This window comes from Chryseobacterium sp. SG20098, from assembly GCF_031844745.1.
GTDB lineage: Bacteria > Bacteroidota > Bacteroidia > Flavobacteriales > Weeksellaceae > Chryseobacterium > Chryseobacterium cucumeris.
The window spans coordinates 4,761,466-4,780,248 of sequence record NZ_CP134622.1 but is presented as its reverse complement, the minus strand read 5'-3'; the positions used below and the strand labels follow the sequence as shown (position 1 = coordinate 4,780,248).

The window sequence follows — 18,783 nt, the reverse complement described above, 5'->3', positions numbered from 1 at the left end:
TATGAAAGGTTAATACTTCTTTTTGATTTTGATAATATCACCATCTTTCAAAGACTGAGTTCCTTCATAAATGATTAAATCTCCCTTTTTAAGACCGCTTTCTACCATATAAGAATCTCTTAAAGTAGTTCCGATCTTAATGTTGGTCATTTTCACTTTATTCTGTTTATCTACCACAAAAACATAGGTTTTATCCTGAATGGAAAAGGTAGATTTTTGTGGAATAAGGATCGCATTATTCTGTTGCTCAGAAATGATAAGCTTCCCGGAAGTACCGTGTTTGATCAAACGGTCCGGATTCGGGAAAAGCACTTTATAACGAATAGAACCTGTGGTTCTGTCTATTTCCCCTTCTGCTGTTTTCAAAGCTCCGTTGAACTGGTAATTAACTCCATTAGGTAACGTTAATTCAATTTTTTGATGATTTCCGATCTTATCATTAGCTAAAAGCTCAAAATATAAGTTTTCAGGAATGGAGAAATAGGCATACACTTCGTTCAGTTGGGAAAGTGTGGTTAGCAATGTTCCATTTTCCACCAAACTTCCGTCTTTATGGGGAATTACATCAATTACTCCATCAAAAGGCGCCGTAATTCTTGTAAAGCTTATTTTCTGAAGAACCGTTCTCTTTTCTGCATCGGCAAAGGCATGTTTTGCTTTTGCAGAAGATAGTTTAGCCTTTACCATTTCCAGTTCGTTGTTTGCAACAAATTTTTTAGCATGAAGACTCTGAATCTGCTTCAATTCTACTTCTGCAATACGAACATCTGCTTCAGTCTGTTTTAAAGCTGCATTTGCTTTCAGGAGTTCCATCTGAAGTTCGGCATCATTAATTTTAAATAAAGCCTGTCCCTGATGGACAAATTGTCCCTCATTTACATAAATATGCTGTATAATACCTCCGATTCTGGAGCGCATTTCAACATTTTTTTTAGCCTGGATATCAGTAACAAACTGGTTGCTCACCAAGGTGTCTTTTTCCTTGATTTCCAGCACGGGAACTTCTTTGTCTTTCTGATTGTCTTTTTGCTTGTCTTTACTGCATGACACAGCGAATAATGTTGCAAGAATGCAAATTATTACGTTTTTAAAATACATTTTTAAATGTTTAAGTTATAAGATTTCCGTAAAAATGATTTGGTATTCAGAAACTTAAACCTAGTACAGCTGGAGGAGATGGAGAAAAGATTTAACGCCACAAATAATAGAAATTGCGATCTCAGGAAGCGTAACTTTGGGAATAGCTTTTAAAATTCCTGAAAAATCTGCAATGGCAGTATCGTTTTTCTTGACAGAATGTTTTACAATTTTGGCAGCCGCAGGCAATGCATGCGTATTCATATCTGCCTCTTCGTAAACATCCAGAACATGAATGTTGGTTACAGGAGGAACATGAGGGATATTTCTCAATGATTTTTCCGCCCAATTCGAATTGAAAAGGGAAAAAACCAGTATGATATAGAATAAGAAAAATGACCTCAGACTTGCCATGTCAACCAGAACACATTAGTTTTTAAGTAAAAAACGATAGTTTGGCAAAATTAGGAATTTTTACCGGAAAATCCGGCCATTGAACTGTTAAAAAAACTTAAACAATGGATGAATAATCTTATTTATTTGTATTGGGATTCCTACGGTACTAAATAACACAAATCTAAATAATTGATTATCGATTAATTACGTTTATTTAAAAATAAAAAGTGTCAATATTTGTGTCAATTATAAAGAAAAGTGTAAAATATCTTACTTTACTGAACTAACTCAAATTTTCTGTATTGGCAATTCATCATAAATAACAAAAGCAGGAGTTTTCCTGCTTTTGTATTTTAAATTTTATTGAACTTAATGATTAGTAAAAACCAATGCAAGGAAATATTGCTTTTCATTTTCATCTTTTGGAGGTAGATAATAACCAATAGTTAATTTAGATTTCTTAGAATTAGCTTCAATTAAGATTTCAGTATTTTCAGATTTTGTTTCAAAATTTTCATTTTGAATAGTTGAACTTTTAACTCTGTATCCTAATTTTTCAAAAGATTCAGTCAATTGTCTATATTCACTTATCATGTCTTCTTCATTTTTAAACAGGATTCTCTCATTAATTGAAAAATTGCTAGATTGAACATCTTCTTCTTTCTGTATTATACTGATTTGACCTTCCTTTATTCTTGATTGAATTAAAGGATGCTTTACAAAGCTGGCAACAAAATTATTTATATTTCCTCCAGTATTTCCCCAACTGATTCCCCTTCTAACTATATGTTCAAACTTTAGAGAAGATCTATTAGCCATAGTTTGGGGATTTGATGTTAGATCCAAGTCTAAAAACAACTTATTTAACTGCTCATTCATATTATTTTGACTGTATAAAATTAAACTTAAAAAAGTTAGTACTACAATAAGAATACTTTTCATAATTGATGATCATTATTTGTTTTTACTTAATAAACGTCGTACTAGGACTGGCACCACCATTATATAATCTCATTTCCATCAACTTATTTATCATTCTATACTGAGCTGTTATATGTACAACTTGTATATTATGTAATAATCCTTGCGCCACAATATTAGGCGAAATTTTAGTGTCCGAGGTAGTACCTATAATAAATTGTCCTCCATATTGATTTACTCCATTGTTTATACTCATTGCATAAAGCATAGATGAAATTTGTCCTTGATTTGAGCCACTATATAAAGTTCCATCCATTGCTTTTACCTCTGCAAACTGGACACCAGGATACCTTGTTGAGCTTTTAGGAAATGGTGTTGGTACTTTAAATATAGAATAGTATTCATCAATAACTAAATCAAACATCCCATCAGGAATTGTATTTCTCAATTTTCCTTTGTATTTACCTGCAATTTTAGTGTAATTACTTTCATAATTTAATGAGGAGTAATCTATTCCCATAATCCTGTTAAAAGCTTTTTCAAACATTGTACCCGCTTTTTGTTGTAAAGCACCATTAGTACAAGCAGGGCAATAATTATTTTTAACGTAATTGAGTAATATACTTTTCGTTAAATCATCCCATCCTCCTCCAGAGTAGTCTTCTTCGGGAGAAGTAATATATCTATACCCAGCACTAATTCCGTCTGTAGAAGTTATACTATTACCAAATAAATTGGCTGTATAGGATATTCCCCCAATGGCACCACCTAAGAAATTTCCTCCTGTAAACGCTGAGTTGAGTCCTCCTGAGATAATACCTGGTAAAGCAAACTTAATAGCTCCGGGGTTGCTTGTGATCGTTCCCAGTGCCCCTGAGATAGCTGCTCCACCAATGGCACCTCCCAACACGGCACTCCATGTTCTCTGCCAGTCCCATTTTACAGGATTCCAGTTTCCACCATTGGCAGCTACACCGTTTAAGTATCCTCCAACAAAAGCTCCAATGATCCACTGTAAGAACTCCCCGCTTGGGTCATTATACATTAGCGGATTATTCATCACATACCCATACTTATTATAGTTTTGGGTATTGGTAGGATCCTGGATATTTTCATCCGCATTTAAGAACCTTCTTAATAAGGGATCATACAGCCTGCCATTCATGTGAATAATGCCTACTCCCATAAAGTGCTCATGTCCTGTATAGCCACGATCAATAATAAGCGAAGCTTCAGCAATGACTCCCTTGTCTGTTATTACAGGTGCATTTCCTATCTTCAGGTGAGTAATATTACCCCATGCATCATAGTGTCTCTGTTCCAACCTGTTTCCAGTCTGGTCAGTTACCGCCAGAATACTTCCTAGATAATCTTTATGCAAAAATTTATAAGAACCGCTGCTCTGTTCAAAGTTTTTCAAATATACAATATCAGATTCATATGGACTGCCTTCAATGTATAAAATATGCTTTTCCTGAGCCGACATAAGATCTTTTACCACTTCAAAACTACCATCCTCACTGTAAAATTTGGTATAGGTATCTTCCCATATTGGATTCTTTGCATTCTGTGTTAAAGAAGAGATATCAATCCTTTGTCTCATGTTTCCCAACCCGTATTCAAAACTGATACGCGATTTTTCTCCATTGATCTGGACTGGATCATTATTCTCATTATACACAACGGTCTGGATGAGGTCTCCAGTATAGTTCTGTACTCCCACAGTATTAAGAGTCATTCCTGTAGGGCGGTAAATTTTGGCTGAGTTATCAAACTTGATTTCCCCTACCTGATCATTTTGTTTGATTCTCCCTTTTTCATCATAGATATTTTTAGAGAGCTGACCTGTTACAGGATTGGTCCAGTTCAAAAGCCTGTTATTATCGTCATAATTAAAGGATTCAATGATATTAAAGTCTCCTAAAGTCTTTCTGGATTTCAGCTCATTTCTGATAGCATCAAAGCCATACTGTATGTTCAGTACTGTCTGTTGGGGAGAAATATGCTTTATTTCAGTAAGCATTCCCGTGGCATCATTGTAGGTATTGGTAATCACAGAAGCTCCTAGTGTTGCCTGTTTTACCTGTCCCTTTGCATTGGTTTCCTGAAGCTGCCAAAGTACCTTGTCATTTTGCTGGTCCTTAATTTGGTAAAGCTCTCCGTTCCAGTCATTGTAAATATTCTCTATATGAGCCTCGGTAACCATACCTGAAGAAGAGAGCTGTTTTACATAGGAAATTTCCCTTCCTTTATCATCATAGGTAATTCCTTTATTGACGTAGGTTCTTCCATTGTTATTCTCAATAGCAGAAACAACTCTTCCATAAGGATCATACTCATATTCCGTACTGTATGGAATCCCGTTTGCCGTACCCGATTTTTTGGTAAGCAAACCTTTCGGGTTATAAGCGAATGTAATGAGCTTATTTGTGGCTGTACCCCCATCAGCTGTAGAAAATTCCTTCTGAGAAACCAACTGCCCCAGATTATTGTAAGAAAATTCCTTGGTTCCTTTCGGACTGGTTGTCTTTTTCGCCTGTCCTAATCCGTCATATTCATATTTGTACAATCCGTTGGAAGGATCATTAAATTCTGATTTCCTACCCCAAGAGTCATAGAGTGTACTTACTATATTTTCTGCATACTGGGCTTTTACCTGTTCTCCGGCTGCGTTATATGAAAACTTTACTGTTCCTCCCTTATCGGTGGAAGTGATCGTGTTTCCTAAAGCATCTAATGTTTTGGAGGTGGTTCTTCCATAATCAGCAGTAGCAGTCTCCTTTACTGTTGTTGTGAACCCTGACACGCTGGTTTCTGTCTGTTTTCCGGTAAATGCTGTAGCTGTTACTTTAGCAGGGTATACAGAATCATCATAGGCAATGGTATTCCATTTACTTGCGCTTTGTCCTTCGAAATACGGTTCAGACTCTTTTGTCTTTCTTCCCAGAATATCATACTGAGTTTCTTTAGAAATGTATTGTCCCTGGGCAAAAGCCTTGGTGGTTACCTTGTATACCTGTCCCAGCTTGTTGGTCAGTGTTTTAGAGATATTTCCGTCCGCTTCGATTGTCGTAACAGTAACATTATCGTTTGCATCCCTGTCATAGGTATACACTGTTTTTCCCAAAAGACTGTTTTCTGTAAGAAGCAGTTTTCCCCAATTATCATAGCTGCTCTTAACCGTATTTCCCAGCGGATCTGTCTGGGTAATCACCTGCCCAATTGCGGTATAAGTGATTTGGGTAGAGAGTCCCAGGTGATCTGTTCTCTTAATGACAAACCTTCCTGTAGGGTCATACTGTGAGCTGGTGGTACGCACCTGTGAATCAATATTGTTGGAAAGTGTTTTTCCGGTGATGTTTCCAAATCCGTCATAGGTGTAGATTTCAAGAAGGTAGCCCGTATTATCCCTGTTCCATTTCTTAAAGGTCTTTATATGGTTATTTTCATACGTATATTCCTGTTTCCCGGACTGGCTGTCTCCATAAGCCTGCCGGGTTTCTGTTTTAGATTTAAGACGGCCTATATAATACCCACTGCCATTGCCTGAAGGGTTATGATCATAAGCAAATACAGAAGTAGTAACTCCATAGGTGTCATTAACCTTGGAATCTATTTTCAGCGGAAGGTAATACTGTTCATAGATGATATTGTCTTCTTTAACTGTTCCGGTTAAGAAATCTTTCACTCTGGTTCTTGCTGGTAAAATGGCGGTAACCACTTTGGCTTTATCAGCATCAGACACAGAGCTTACCTGTTGTCCGTTTAAGAGTTTAATAGTTTGATATATTGTAGATTTTAAACTCAGAAGCTGGGTATTGTTTTCCGAAATATCCGCCGGGAAAATACTTGTGTCATTATTGGTTCTGATTGACCATTCTTTTACCGGAACCCCTTCATTGAGCGGATCTATTTCTACCCCCGTCCAGATCTTTGTATTTTCAAATCCCTCTGCATACCAGGAGGAGCGTGCCATTTTTCTAAAGCCTGTAAGCCCTCTTCCAAGGATGTTGGAGGCTAAACCTCGGTACCTGAAATCCTGCTTTAATTTTTTGTCTGTGGTAGTACTTTGCGTCAGCTGGGAGACCACATACATTCCTGTAGACTGGTTAATCTCCACATAAGGATAGATGAGCGGGGAAACAGTGTCATATAATCCCGGATTGATACTTTTGTCCAGCTGTTTATATACAATATCCGTCGTGATTCCTCCCTGGGATATGCTTTTGATACGAGCTTCTTTAGAAATATCATAGAAATTGTGAAATGATACAAATTGCTCGAAGTTAGTGCTATACCCAACAGTAGGAACCATTGAAACCAGCATAAATCTTCTCAGCATAGAGCCTGTCCATTGGTCTACAGACAAACCAACTTTATCATAGGCATTCAGTGCCAGCTCGTTATTGATATTACCATCATTTAGATAGAGATAGGTAAGGTTAGGATAAGCCTCCTGATCGCTGTTAAGGGGCATTCCACCACCTCCCGTTGTTGAATAAGCAGTAACCGATGAGCCTATCGACCTCTGATACTTCATACCAACGTTACTATCTTGTGGATAATATTTCAAATAATACCTGTCTGAAGAAATACGAATCAGTTCTGCTTTCCCGTCATTATTAATATCATAGGCAGCAAAAGTTTTAGGATTCAGTATGGTGATATTCAGATCGGGATCTTTATACACGATCCTGTTTTTTTGAATTTTTTCAAAACTGATAACACTTTCTGCAAAACCATTCCCCTTAGAGGTATAAAAATACCAATTCACAGAATCATTGGACTGGGGAATCATAATATCACTCAGCCCATCCCCGTTATAGTCTCCCACAACACCATCATCCCAGAGCCCGTTGACAATTTCACTTGTAATCTCGCTAAATGGGGCTATCGCAGATACATATTTACCCTGGGCATTTTTTGAAAAAGTAATAAGAAGGGGCTTCTTATATGGATCCGTTTTCATAAAATCAAAAGCGCCATCGCCGTTGAAATCTCCCGCTTTATAAATAGTAAACAGATCTTTACCCATTTTATCACTATCCGAATACAGTTCCAAGGGATAAAACCATTGGGAACCCTGAATAGCTTCGTCAGGATCTACAACAAGATATCTTTTTATATCTTCACAAGTGTGAGGTAATTTGGCAACCGGATCAAGCTGGCATGTTCTATCATTAAATACTATGACAATTTCACTTAATCCGTCCCCATTGAAATCTACACTTTTTAATCCGGTAATGGTTGTTCTGATTCCTTCCTGAGTTGTCCCTATAGAATAATCATAATTAGCATTTGGAATAACCTTTTGATAATCCAGTACCAATTGATTATTATCTGTGATATCATAAAAAGAAAGCTCGATATCATTTTTAGATGTTGAAGAATTGGGAACGAATCTTTTGGCTACAAACCCCTGGCGGTTACGGATAAGATTATTCTTTTTTAAATTAACAACCGTAGCTCCTGCAAAATTTAATTGAGTAATGGCATTTCCTATATACGTTGGATTCACTGTATCATCATGATATTTAATCCTGTAGAAATTGCTGTACAGATATAAACCTATTTGAGGAGTTTTAGTTGTTGTCGACGAATGATACCTTAACAAATCAAGATTACCGTCGCCGTCAAAATCGCCCACCAGATCTTCTCCCTCTTTGGGTTTTAAGGAAGCGGTAAGTTCCCATGTTTTAATATTAGGGTTTGGAAGATCCATTGATTTTTCATAAGTGAAAATCACGGGATTGGCTTCTTCATTATTTCCATTTAAAGTGGTGATCTTCTCTAAGTATCTGTATGCTGTTTGCTGCAGATCTTTTTTATAGGAAATTGTATATTTTTTATACTGTTTGTTTCCGGTAGACACTACTACAGATTCCAGGAGTTTTGAAGGTTTAAACAGAACTCCTTTTATGTAGGCTGTTTCATCTGAGGGCCTTGCCATAAAATTAAAATCTATAGTATTAACATGTTGTGTGCCTTGCACTTCATTACCACCCCAGCTTATCTTTGTGATCACCGAGACATTATCAGCCAACGTATAGCTGTAATTGATATAATTTCCGTCAGTATCTCTTGTTTTCACAATATGATAGTCAATCGGTGTCCTGGCCTGGCTATTTCCCGAAGTTGTAGCTCCATACCAGGTTTGTGAACCGTCAGGAGAGGTCACCTCCCAATATTCTGGTCCCTGCCAGTTTTGTCCGGTAATGCTTCCTATAGATTTTATTCTTAGGTTAGAATACTTTTCGGTTACATACTCTGCACCATCTTTGCCATATTCCCCGGATTTTAAAATTAATCTTTGTCCGTTAAAGCTGTAATAATCTGAATAATCAAGCTGTACTCCTTTGGTAATACCGTCTTTTTCAAGATTCTTTCCAACCCTGGAAATAGAAGAAAGACCTGTAATGTTCCATCCATAGCCTGCCAGCCCGTTTCCACCACCACTTACATAGACAAGACTAATGCCGGGAGACATATTTTTAACACCCGGAGGAAGATCTATAGGAAGCGTATACTGAAGCTGTCCTGCACCCGTAACATCTATATTTCCTTTAGTGTCATGAAATTTTGGAGTTGTGGTCTGAGATAAGCAGAATACGGATATAAAAGATAATACGAGCGATGAAAATATTTGTATTTTCTTGTGATTGTACTTTTTCATAGCGATTATCTTTTAGTGATGTTTTTACTAAAAATTCTACCGTCTTTAAGGGTAAAGCGCAGAACATATATCCCCCAATCAAAACCAGTCATATTGATTTTTAACTGCCTGTTAAGTCCGGGAATATTTTGCTGCTGAAATTTCCAGTGGACTGTACTATGCTGATAGAGTGATACTGATTCTATCAGATTGTCAGTTTCCTCAGTCCAGTCGATAGTCAAAAAATCATTTACCGGAACCGGGTAAAGACGGATCTGTTTCCAGAATGTTTTTTCATCCATTATCTGGGAGCCTGCTAAAGAGGATGTTTTAGATTCAGTTTTTGACAAGTTTTCAGGAGCCTGTTTAGCTGCGGAATCAGGTCCCCGGTATTTTTGATTGCCTGCCTCGTCATACTTGAAGTAGACTTCGGTTTGCTGAGCACTGAGTGTACTGAGCATAGTGCATACAAGAAATGCACTTAAATAAAGTTTTTTCATTTGTTTTTTTCTTTAAAAAATTGAAATTAGATCTAGCAATCCCAATAAATGAGATTAATAGCGTATTTAACGGCTTTTCATGCGACAGGAAAAGTTTATCCTGACAGATAGAATGTTTTCATACATTTTGTTTTTGGGTGTAACGGTATAGCCTGAGTAAAAATCAGGGTATCAAAATAGGCAGTCTTGGGAGACCTAAAGGCATTAAAGCCCTACACAAAAGAAATAAAGGAATTCCTTATATCGTGCATACAAGAAATTAAGTGTAAAAACTGAATTTCTTTTCTCTCATTTGTTATTGTTTTTATATAGGCGAACTTACACAATGTATAAGAAATCTGTAATCCGTGAAATCACGGTATTTCATATCAGGGTTTTTACGGAGGGGGCTAATTTTAGCCCGATAACTCGTGTGTTTTCATAGTCTGTTGGTTTTAAATATTTTATTTTATTGCTAATACAAAGCTATCACAACACGGCGACAAAACGTGACGCATTATATTATAATATGCATAAATCAACAAAAACAGAATGAAATTATAGAAGCAGAACTTGACACAATAGAAAAGGCGTGAAGCCAAGTCTATCGTAAGAGCGGTACTGGTATACCTACACACAAATAAACAAGTTCACGCCAAGCGTAAACATTGCTCATTCCTGTGTGTTTAAAAATTACCAGTTTTCTCTTACAAGAATAAAGCTATGCTTTATATTTTTTCCGTTAAAATCTGCAACTAAGATATAAATATTTTTTCAACCATAGGTGAGGAAAACCGTAAAATTAAAATTCTATCGAAACGGGTACGATTCCTCACGCACGTAGAGACATCAAGAAACTCCGTAAAAACATTTATTAATAAGGAGAAATCAGAAAATAAAGAAAACGGCAGAATTGAGGGGAATATAAAATATAGAACGATAAATGTGACGTACCATTTCTTATATTCTTATGCGTGAACAGATAGTGGAATATTCAATTATGGATTTTTATTTCTTGTTTCCTGTACACGCGAAGCGATAGGGAGAAAATCGGCTTAGGTCTAATTTTAGGCTATTTTTATGACTGATCACAAACCTAAATTATTAAGGAACATTAGAACGCAACAAAAAAACTGCCGAAGATCAATTAAGTCTCCGGCAATAATGAAATAATAAAGTTAGTTGAAAAATAAATAAGTTCGCATCAAAGATAAGCAAATCTAGGTTTTGTCAGAGAATAAGAATTATCTGGGCATTAAAAGCAATTCTATTCCTGTTTTCAGCTTTAAAATGTTAGTAAAACAGTAATAAATGGTAATTCTCAGACACTTTTTTAAATGTGGTTTCTACCAGCTTCTTTTCATTAACAGAGGGTTTTACATCTATTTTCCTGTTTTTAATCTCAGGGAAGCCCCCTGTCAAAAAAGTCAAATGTTTTTAGAACTGTTCTCTAACTATCACGGATAAAGGTATGCCGTTTTCCTGCCGTTTGATCGGCTGGATTATTTAGCCGGAAAAATAGTCCTCTTTTTTCGGTTCTCTTCCGTTTAATGGAAGGTGATTATCAAAAATACTGTCGTTTTCCCGTTGTTTAACGACGGGATACCTATGCTGTTTTTTGTTTGTGCTACATAATATCCTTAATGATTTTATGACAATAAGGAACGTATTTTTTACCGGGTAAGAAAACCGGGTAGATTTACAATTCTTTATAATTCAGAATCTATTTTTATATAGTTTATGGTTGTGATCTTTATTCTTTATTGGCTATTTTTTTGAGTAAGAAAACTCGGCAATATTATAGATTACTGAAGTTGTAATTTGTGGTTCAGTTTGCGGATCACAGTGAACCACAATGCGTTATTTTTCTATATATGTATGACTCTAAAAACACGGATAAAATATTTAGGCATCGTTTCTGACACTTCAAAAATCTTTTTGCAATAAAAAGTCTCCCACATAGCGGAAGACTGCAACTTTCAAAAATCCATTTTAAATGAAAAAAATTAAAAACTTTCTTAATTCAAATATATAATAAATGAATATCCGTAAAATTGCCTAATATTTATTATCTTTGTGTTAGTCAAATAAATAACGATGAATTTATTTAGTTTTACAGCTCATTTTGGTACAGAAGAAGATTGCAGAACTCATTTTAAAGAACAGAGAGATTTGCAAGGTGTTATTTGTAATAAATGTAACAGTAAAGATCATTACTGGAAGAAAGATAAGTGGAGTTATGAGTGTAAAAACTGTAAATACCGAACCTCTCTGCGAAAAGGAACGATTATGGAGTTTTCAAAATTGTCCTTTTTAGTTTGGTACAAAGCCATGTTTTTAATGAGTGCTACTAAGAAAGGGTTTTCGGCAAAAGAGATTCAAAAACAACTGGGATTAAAAAGATATGAACCAGTTTGGTCTATGGTTCACAAATTAAGAACCGCTATGGGAAACCGTGATTCTATGTACACATTGGAAGGAATGATTGAATTTGATGAAGCCTATTACACAGTAGAATCCAGCGAAATAGAACAGGAAAAAGGGATTCGTGGAAAAGGAGCTGTAGGAAAACAGAATGTTGCAATGATGGCAGAAAGTACCCTTTTGGAAGATGTTGAAACAGGCAAAAAGGAAAAGCACGTTCGTTTCTTTAAAGCCAAGGTTTTGCAAGGGCATGATTCAGAAGAAATTAACGAAATTATTCAAGAATCAATTGATAATCAAAGTATCGTGTTTACGGATAAAAGTACATCGTATGTTGATATTGCAGATTTTGTAGAACTTCACGTGATGGAAAAAAGCTCAAAAGAAACTACGAAAGAAACTTTAAAATGGGTCCATATTGCAATAAGCAATGCCAAAAGAAATCTTCTAGGAAATTATCATAAAATAAAAAGAAAATACCTTCAATTGTACTTAAATGAGTTTGTTTATAAGCTGAATCGAAGATATTTTGGAGAAAAATTGTTTGATAGGCTCATTATTGCTAATATTACAGGATTAGGCAAATAAACGGACATTCATTTATAATATTATCCTTAAAAACAGAACCTGATTTTTTGCAAAAGAATGGTCTAATCTGTTTCTTTTACTTCGATTGTTTTTAAAATCCCCTCAATAGCATTGAGCTGTTCTGTAGAGAGCTGCTGCAATACCTGCTGATTAAGGGTGGTATTATTGATCTGAATATAATTGTTTTGATTTTTCAGAGGTTGAAGGCTGCCAGACTTCCCTAATTTTCCGGCTACTTCCAAAAAGAGTCTTGCTGCTTTTACGTCTCCATCATTAGCGAGTGAATACATCTGCCAAAGGATTTTATCTGCCATAAGCTCTACAGCCTGTTTTTGTCCTTTGTAAGAGCGGTGTTCTTTAAATGAATTGATGTGCTTATAGATCGTTGTCCTGCTTAATCCTGTTTTTACAGCAATCAGGTTAACAGGAGGAAAATTGCACGTTTCTTTCGTTAATGTTGATATAGCCCACATAATGGTCTGGTGGTTAAACTCCCAAAGCTGGTTTTTAGTGCCAGATTGTAATACTTCTTCAAACTGTTCGTAAAATTGACCGTAAGCAGGCCCCTGAAGTCCATTCATTTTCTTTCCCAATGCCTCATTAAACTGATCCATTTCCTGAGGCGTAAAGTGTTCAATATCTTTTGGAGTGACTTTTTCTAAAGTAAAGATATTCTTAATTTTCTTTTCCGATTCTGTTAACTTTTGTAAACCTTCACTATTTTTTGTAGTGGATTTTCTATTGGTACTCATATTTTTTTCTTTTTAATTTATTGATTTTTAATTACTTAAATAAATTCCGTGACGAATGTGACGGATGTGACGCAGAAAAAAAACAAATATTTTTGTATTAATAAATTTATAACGGTTCCTGGTTTATTACTTCCTTTACTCCTGTTAATTTGGTTACCCTCCTATTCTGTCTTTGAGCTGCTGTAATCTGCTGAGGTAAGGTAAAAATATAGGGTTTCCATTATTAGCCCTTACCACTGAAAGATGACTTTTAATAAATTTTGAAACATCTGAAATATTGCTGTACGTATTAAATTTGATGGGGTGATCTGGGGTTTCTGCCTCAGTAAAGAAATTTTCAAGTGCCTGAATCTCTTTATCCCATGTTTCAGAATATTTCCTAAATTTCTTCTCATAAGGTTTTTTATGACTCTCTAAAAGTAACTTAGCTTTTGCAGGTGGGTTGGAAGCTTCATCCAATTTTATAGCTTGTGCTTCATCGTTTTGATTTTTTGTAATGGTTATGATCTTTTCTGATTGACCTTCAGATTTACTTTCACACCTTGACTCTGGATGAGATTCTGTTTTGATTCGTAGGGTCTGCTTTTTAAACAACCGCCAATCCTTTTGTATTAAATAATCTGCAAGATCATAGCCTTTACTTTTATCATTATCAGGTACTAAATACTCCAATAGATCAGAAAAAATGAAATGTGTTCCAGGTAACTGTTTTTCGAATTCATCTGCTTTTCTTTTCCACTCCCTGAAAGTGCTCCCATCTTTTGACACGTCAGGGAATACATATACCTCTCTTCCCTGTAATACCTTCAGCTTATCGAATGAAAAACTGCTTTTATTGTAGACCGCCAGCCAGATGAGGTTCTGGGAACTCTCTTCAGGGAATCCAAAATATAAGCTTCCATATACAGCTGTCTTTGGAGCTTCTACGAGTGCAACCGGATTAAACGGATATTTCTTTAAAAGATCTTCTCCAAATAAACACGAAACCTTTTTCTCATTACTGGCATAGGCTTTTAACCATTCTGGCAAAGGTTCTGTATTCCTGATACAATTCTTTTCCAATATAGAATGTAAAAAATCAGTTCTCTTGGTATGATTATCCATATCAAACTCTTTGACCTGTACTGTCCTGATATTGCCCTGTATATCAATAAAAGGAAAGGTAACGGCTCCCTCTCTGTATCCTTCCGTAATGGTTCCCAGTCTGTAAAGCTCTATAACTTTTGTAACCTCATCTGCTTCAAAGGGGAATTTTATCTGAGATAATAGATTTTGAATAAAAAGATTTTGCTCATAGCCTTCAGGCTTTAATGTCGCTTTAAACGTTTCAAAATCAAAGTAAACAGTCTTTGTCCCTGGATGAGCTTTGAAGGAATTCAAATGTCTTCGCCTTGAGTAAATATATTTCTGTTTTACAGTATTTACTGTAGTAACTCCGGCAGCTCGTTGCTTCTCTTCCTGTATTATTGCCGCATATCCATCCAGATAAGGATTAAGGTGATAAGCACACTTACTCTCACGGTCACAGCGTCCATAATCTTTAGGCAGATATTCTCTGGTCTCTGTATTTATATACCTCACAAAGCTTCTTTTTTCGCACTCAGGACAGGGAAATTTTTTGCTCCCTTTCTCTAGGATATACAAATATTCGGTTTTCATTTCGATAAAAATATTTTTTGTTTTTCTTGCTTCACCTGCTACACCTGCTTCACCCTGAAAACATAATATACTAAATAACAATCAATTACAAATGAAAGGTGTAGCAGGTGAAGATGGTGTAGATCAAAAACAATCTTTTTTTTATGCACTTAATTCTTTATCTGAATGGTTAATTTTCACTAAAAATATTTTTGTTTTTCTTGCTTCACCTGCTACACCTGCTTCACCCTGAAAATATAACAAATTAAATAACAGTCAATTACAAATAAAAGGTGTAGCAGGTGAAGATGGTGTAGATCAAAAACAATCTTTTTTTTCTGCGTTTATAATGGTTCCATACTTTCTGCGTGCTGTCTGGTATCCTGAGTTTCTTAATCGATCAGCAAAGGTTCTAAGTGAACAGGCTTTAAATCCGTTATCCTCGCAGAAATACTTGTATTCTTTGTACATCTCCTGTAATGGAATTTCCTTTATCACAGAAATGCTGTAATTATATTCACTTAAATACATCTGTACGCTGTCACTTTCCATTCTGTACCGCTCAACCGCTTTTTGAGCTGCCTGACAATCTGAAAATCTTTTCTGTTCCAATAATCTGTTCAATCCTTCCAGTACCCAGTTAAAGACTCCTGAGAGTTCGTTCTCAATAATTTTGGTATGCAGGTTTTTATCCTGCTCTTCCGGTGGAACCGTTACATCAAAAGGAATAATTAAAAATCTCCTGAAATAAGCATTGGTATGTTCCACATCTTTAGGAAGCTCATTGCAATTAAAGATCAGCTTAGCATACTGTTTTAAGGTAAAAGGCTGTCCATAAGGAAGTCTGGCTTCTACAGGTTCACCGGAAACCAACTGCTTGAATATGGAAGCTTCCAGGGTTCCGTTAATTTCACTGGCATAGTTCACCAGCTTATTAGCAATCTTCGCCCTGAAATATCCGTTATCATTGGTAAGGCTCTGTAGTGAATAGCTGCTTACATTCTGTTCTCCTAACAAAGCACCCACAATCTCAAAAAACACGCTCTTTCCATTGGCTCCTGTTCCATAGAGTATCAATGCTTTTTCTTCCTTTAAGACATTGCTTCCATGCTTAATGAATACAAAACCCAGATACTCTGCTAAAACTTGTTGTCTTTCCGTATCCGGCAGCACTTTATTTAAGTATGCCTCAAATAAAGGGGCCTGTGCATAAGGATCGTAGCTGAAAGGCAGCTGATAGGTCATAAAATCCGATCGGTTAAAGGGTCTTAAGTTTGTACCATTGGGACTTATTTCAAATGTTCCGTTTTGTAAATTAATCAGTACTTTATCTTTACTCATCTTAGGAGTAGGCAGATAAGCAGTAGAAAGAAACTGCTTAAAAAGCTGTTCCCGGAATTGGTAAAACCGGGCTGAGTATTTCGGAACTCCCATCTGTTCTGAAGATTCACCCAAAAACTTCTGAAAATGTTCCTTGTCAATTTCATCCCAGAATGCACCATTGTAGAGATAAATAAAGTCATTATTTTTACATAAGCCCCAGCGGTTCTTTTCTGCAAGCCGTATCACGTGCTCAATGGAGAGTACCAGGTAGTGCTTTTGGTTCAGTTTTAACTGTGAGAGTGCTTTACGGATGAGGTTAGCCTTCTCACTTTCCCTGGGAAGCTTTTCCAATTCTCCCCGGAGCTTCTCTACCTGTGGAAATACCAGAAGCATAAAGTCCAGCTCTTCAAACTCTTCTTTCAGCTTTTCCAGAATTTCAGCGTGGGGGACTTTCTCCCGGCTTTTCTCTACCAGCCCCCGAACATGATTAATGATCGTAGCAGGATCATTCAGGTCATCAAATACAGGATTTAATTTCATTATGAAAGATTTTTAAAGATGAATAACGCGCTTACTTCAGTCTGTTTTTTTCAATAAGCGTCTCTATCTCATTTCTTTTGAAATAAATCCGGTTCCCAAGACCGTAAGCAATAAGAACTCCATCCTTACGCCAGCGGTGAAGGGTACTCATATCAATAGAAAGAAGATCACAGACCTCTTGACGGGTTAAATACACGGTGGGTTCTTTAGGCTGAAATTCCTCTTTAAGTTCTCTTTTAATATCAGGAATAAGCTCTCTTCTCATTTCCTGGATTAAATCATAGGGCTGCATACCAATAAACTGTAACTGTTTCATAAATAATTGTCTTAAATTTTATGAAACAAAGGTGAGTGAGGAAAAAATGCGGAAAAAATTTAATTTTCCGCACCCTTGTTTTTAGACCTATAAATAATTTTCAATTCACTTATTTACAATAACTTATGAAGATATTGAATTTTTATTTTTCACTTCTCAGAATACGCTTTTTAATTCCACTTTTTATTTTTCCGCACTTTTCCCTTACTTTTTCCGCACTCAATTTCTTTACAAAATTCGTCTCTCTTTCATTCCAAACGAAACCAGCAGCCTGTCCAGATCTTCTATATCTTTTTTATTTTTGATAGGATATTTAACAGATTTTTTATCACGTGTAAACTGACTGCTCTGATTTCTTACTGTGATAGGCTCCTTAGTCAGAAACTCAAAAAAGCCTGCCAGCTGACGATCTGATAAGGTGGGATATTGGGTTCTTAAAAAGTCCAGGATTCCGGTATGATGCAGTAAGGCTATACTTTGGGTTTTACTGGTCTTCAGTTCTGAAATATCTATATCGGCCTGAGGTTCTTTTTCCTGTGGAGAGAGTTCTTTAATCTTTCTTATGATGCTGCGCTGGAATTCATACAAAGAGAAAAATTCAAACGGAAATAGTAAGCTTTCCAAATCAATACAAACCGTTTCTTTTTCGCCGTTCTCTTTTGTATGGGTTTCCCTGATTTCTTTCTGCCGATCTGTAAAAAGATGCTCAGGTCTTATATCTAAGCGGGGAACAGGAAGGTCTTTAGCTTCACGTTCTTTAATAGCCTGAGCGATCTCATCCGAATCATATTCAGCCTCTTTCTGATCCTTTTCAATGAAAAGATAAAATTCAAGGTCTTTTAAAAGGGATTTCAAAAGGTCAGGGTGGTAGTTCTCTGTAATATCTTTTAAATATCGGCTTCTTTCCAGATAGCCTACATCATTATATCTGATATGATTAAAAAGTTCCCAGCTGTTTAAATCAATATTCTTATCCGCATTTGATTTTTTAGTTAGATCCTCAAACCTCAGCAGTAGAGTTTTTTCAAGTTCTATCTGCTCATCTATGAAGGCTATAATCTGATAAAAGTTTTCCATTCTTTCTGAAAAAAGGGTCTGTTTATAGGAAATTGTTTTTTTTAGCATAAACAAATCACGAATCTTCTTATAGAGTTCTTCCCACTCATCCTCCCGGATATTTCCAAAATCAACACATTCTCCCAGAAGCTTTGGATTTATGATAAAGTCATCATAAGTATATCCTCTGGGATTAAACTTTTCCAGAAGATCATTTTTAAGGATGAATGAACTTTGATAAGGTAGAAGGGATTCCAGCTCTCCTATCATATCAAATAAGGTGAAAAGGTTGGAATCTCCCTTCTCGTGCAGACTCTTACATTTTTCAATATACGTATTGTACCTCTTTTTTAACATAGAGAGGTACTTCAAAATACTTACTTCCGCCTGAAAGGAGAAATCTGCCAGATAATTGTCTTTGAAATCTTCCAGACTTTCATACAATGGAACTTCCATAATTTATAATTTGGGAAAACCAAGGTAAAAAGCTAACACGACAAAGTATGTCGCAAAATAATTTTATTTCAAAAGTGTGAGTTTTCGGAGTCCAAAAAAGAAAAAGAATTGAAAGAGTAATTTTAGTGGGCAGTAAGCAGTATAGATGATAAAAATGTTTTTTAG

Annotated in this window: 12 protein-coding genes; 2 read left to right on the top strand and 10 right to left on the bottom strand. The window is 35.9% G+C overall.

Going from position 1 to position 18,783, the window contains the following annotated elements; genetic code table 11:
- Positions 1-9: 9 nt before the first annotated feature.
- The 5 genes from RHP76_RS21890 to RHP76_RS21870 form a co-directional block, all read right to left on the bottom strand.
- Complete coding sequence (locus RHP76_RS21890; RefSeq protein WP_062676351.1) at positions 10-1,098, bottom strand: efflux RND transporter periplasmic adaptor subunit; 1,089 nt, start codon at positions 1,096-1,098, stop codon at positions 10-12.
- Between the two features lie 60 nt (positions 1,099-1,158).
- Positions 1,159-1,410, bottom strand: coding sequence for a hypothetical protein (locus tag RHP76_RS21885; RefSeq protein ID WP_131797565.1), 252 nt, complete (start codon positions 1,408-1,410; stop codon positions 1,159-1,161).
- Between the two features lie 432 nt (positions 1,411-1,842).
- A complete protein-coding gene (locus RHP76_RS21880; protein ID WP_311229061.1) occupies positions 1,843-2,352 on the bottom strand; it encodes a hypothetical protein in 510 nt (169 codons plus the stop codon).
- Positions 2,353-2,437: 85 nt separating this feature from the next.
- Positions 2,438-9,067 carry an RHS repeat-associated core domain-containing protein gene (locus tag RHP76_RS21875; protein ID WP_311229060.1) on the bottom strand — a complete coding sequence of 2,210 codons (6,630 nt, stop codon included), beginning with the start codon at positions 9,065-9,067 and terminating at the stop codon, positions 2,438-2,440.
- Between the two features lie 5 nt (positions 9,068-9,072).
- Positions 9,073-9,546, bottom strand: coding sequence for a T9SS type A sorting domain-containing protein (locus tag RHP76_RS21870; RefSeq protein ID WP_311229059.1), 474 nt, complete (start codon positions 9,544-9,546; stop codon positions 9,073-9,075).
- Between the two features lie 2,076 nt (positions 9,547-11,622).
- Here RHP76_RS21870 and RHP76_RS21865 point away from each other — a divergent pair.
- Positions 11,623-12,537 (top strand): IS1595 family transposase, encoded by a 915-nt coding sequence (locus tag RHP76_RS21865; RefSeq protein ID WP_311229058.1) that lies wholly within the window; start codon positions 11,623-11,625, stop codon positions 12,535-12,537.
- Positions 12,538-12,599: 62 nt separating this feature from the next.
- Here the strand turns inward: RHP76_RS21865 and RHP76_RS21860 are convergent, their stop codons facing one another.
- Entirely contained in the window at positions 12,600-13,289 is a 690-nt protein-coding gene (locus RHP76_RS21860; protein ID WP_311229057.1) for a hypothetical protein, read from the bottom strand.
- Between the two features lie 153 nt (positions 13,290-13,442).
- Complete coding sequence (locus RHP76_RS21855) at positions 13,443-14,948, bottom strand: DUF6965 family protein (RefSeq protein WP_311229056.1); 1,506 nt, start codon at positions 14,946-14,948, stop codon at positions 13,443-13,445.
- Positions 14,949-15,039: 91 nt separating this feature from the next.
- Here RHP76_RS21855 and RHP76_RS21850 point away from each other — a divergent pair, with 91 nt between their 5' ends.
- Positions 15,040-15,180 (top strand): hypothetical protein, encoded by a 141-nt coding sequence (locus tag RHP76_RS21850; RefSeq protein ID WP_311229055.1) that lies wholly within the window; start codon positions 15,040-15,042, stop codon positions 15,178-15,180.
- Between the two features lie 65 nt (positions 15,181-15,245).
- On the opposite strand, the gene RHP76_RS21845 is transcribed toward RHP76_RS21850, so the two are convergent.
- The 3 genes from RHP76_RS21845 to RHP76_RS21835 all read right to left on the bottom strand — a co-directional run bounded on the left by RHP76_RS21845 (position 15,246) and on the right by RHP76_RS21835 (position 18,618).
- Entirely contained in the window at positions 15,246-16,790 is a 1,545-nt protein-coding gene (locus RHP76_RS21845; RefSeq protein WP_311229054.1) for a DNA primase family protein, read from the bottom strand.
- Between the two features lie 31 nt (positions 16,791-16,821).
- The gene (locus tag RHP76_RS21840) at positions 16,822-17,106 is read right to left on the bottom strand and encodes a helix-turn-helix domain-containing protein (protein WP_311228768.1); all 285 of its coding nucleotides are present in this window, start codon (positions 17,104-17,106) and stop codon (positions 16,822-16,824) included.
- A gap of 228 nt (positions 17,107-17,334) precedes the next feature.
- Positions 17,335-18,618: a hypothetical protein gene (locus RHP76_RS21835; protein WP_311228767.1), complete on the bottom strand. Its 1,284-nt coding sequence runs from the start codon at positions 18,616-18,618 to the stop codon at positions 17,335-17,337.
- Between the last annotated feature and the right edge of the window lie 165 nt (positions 18,619-18,783).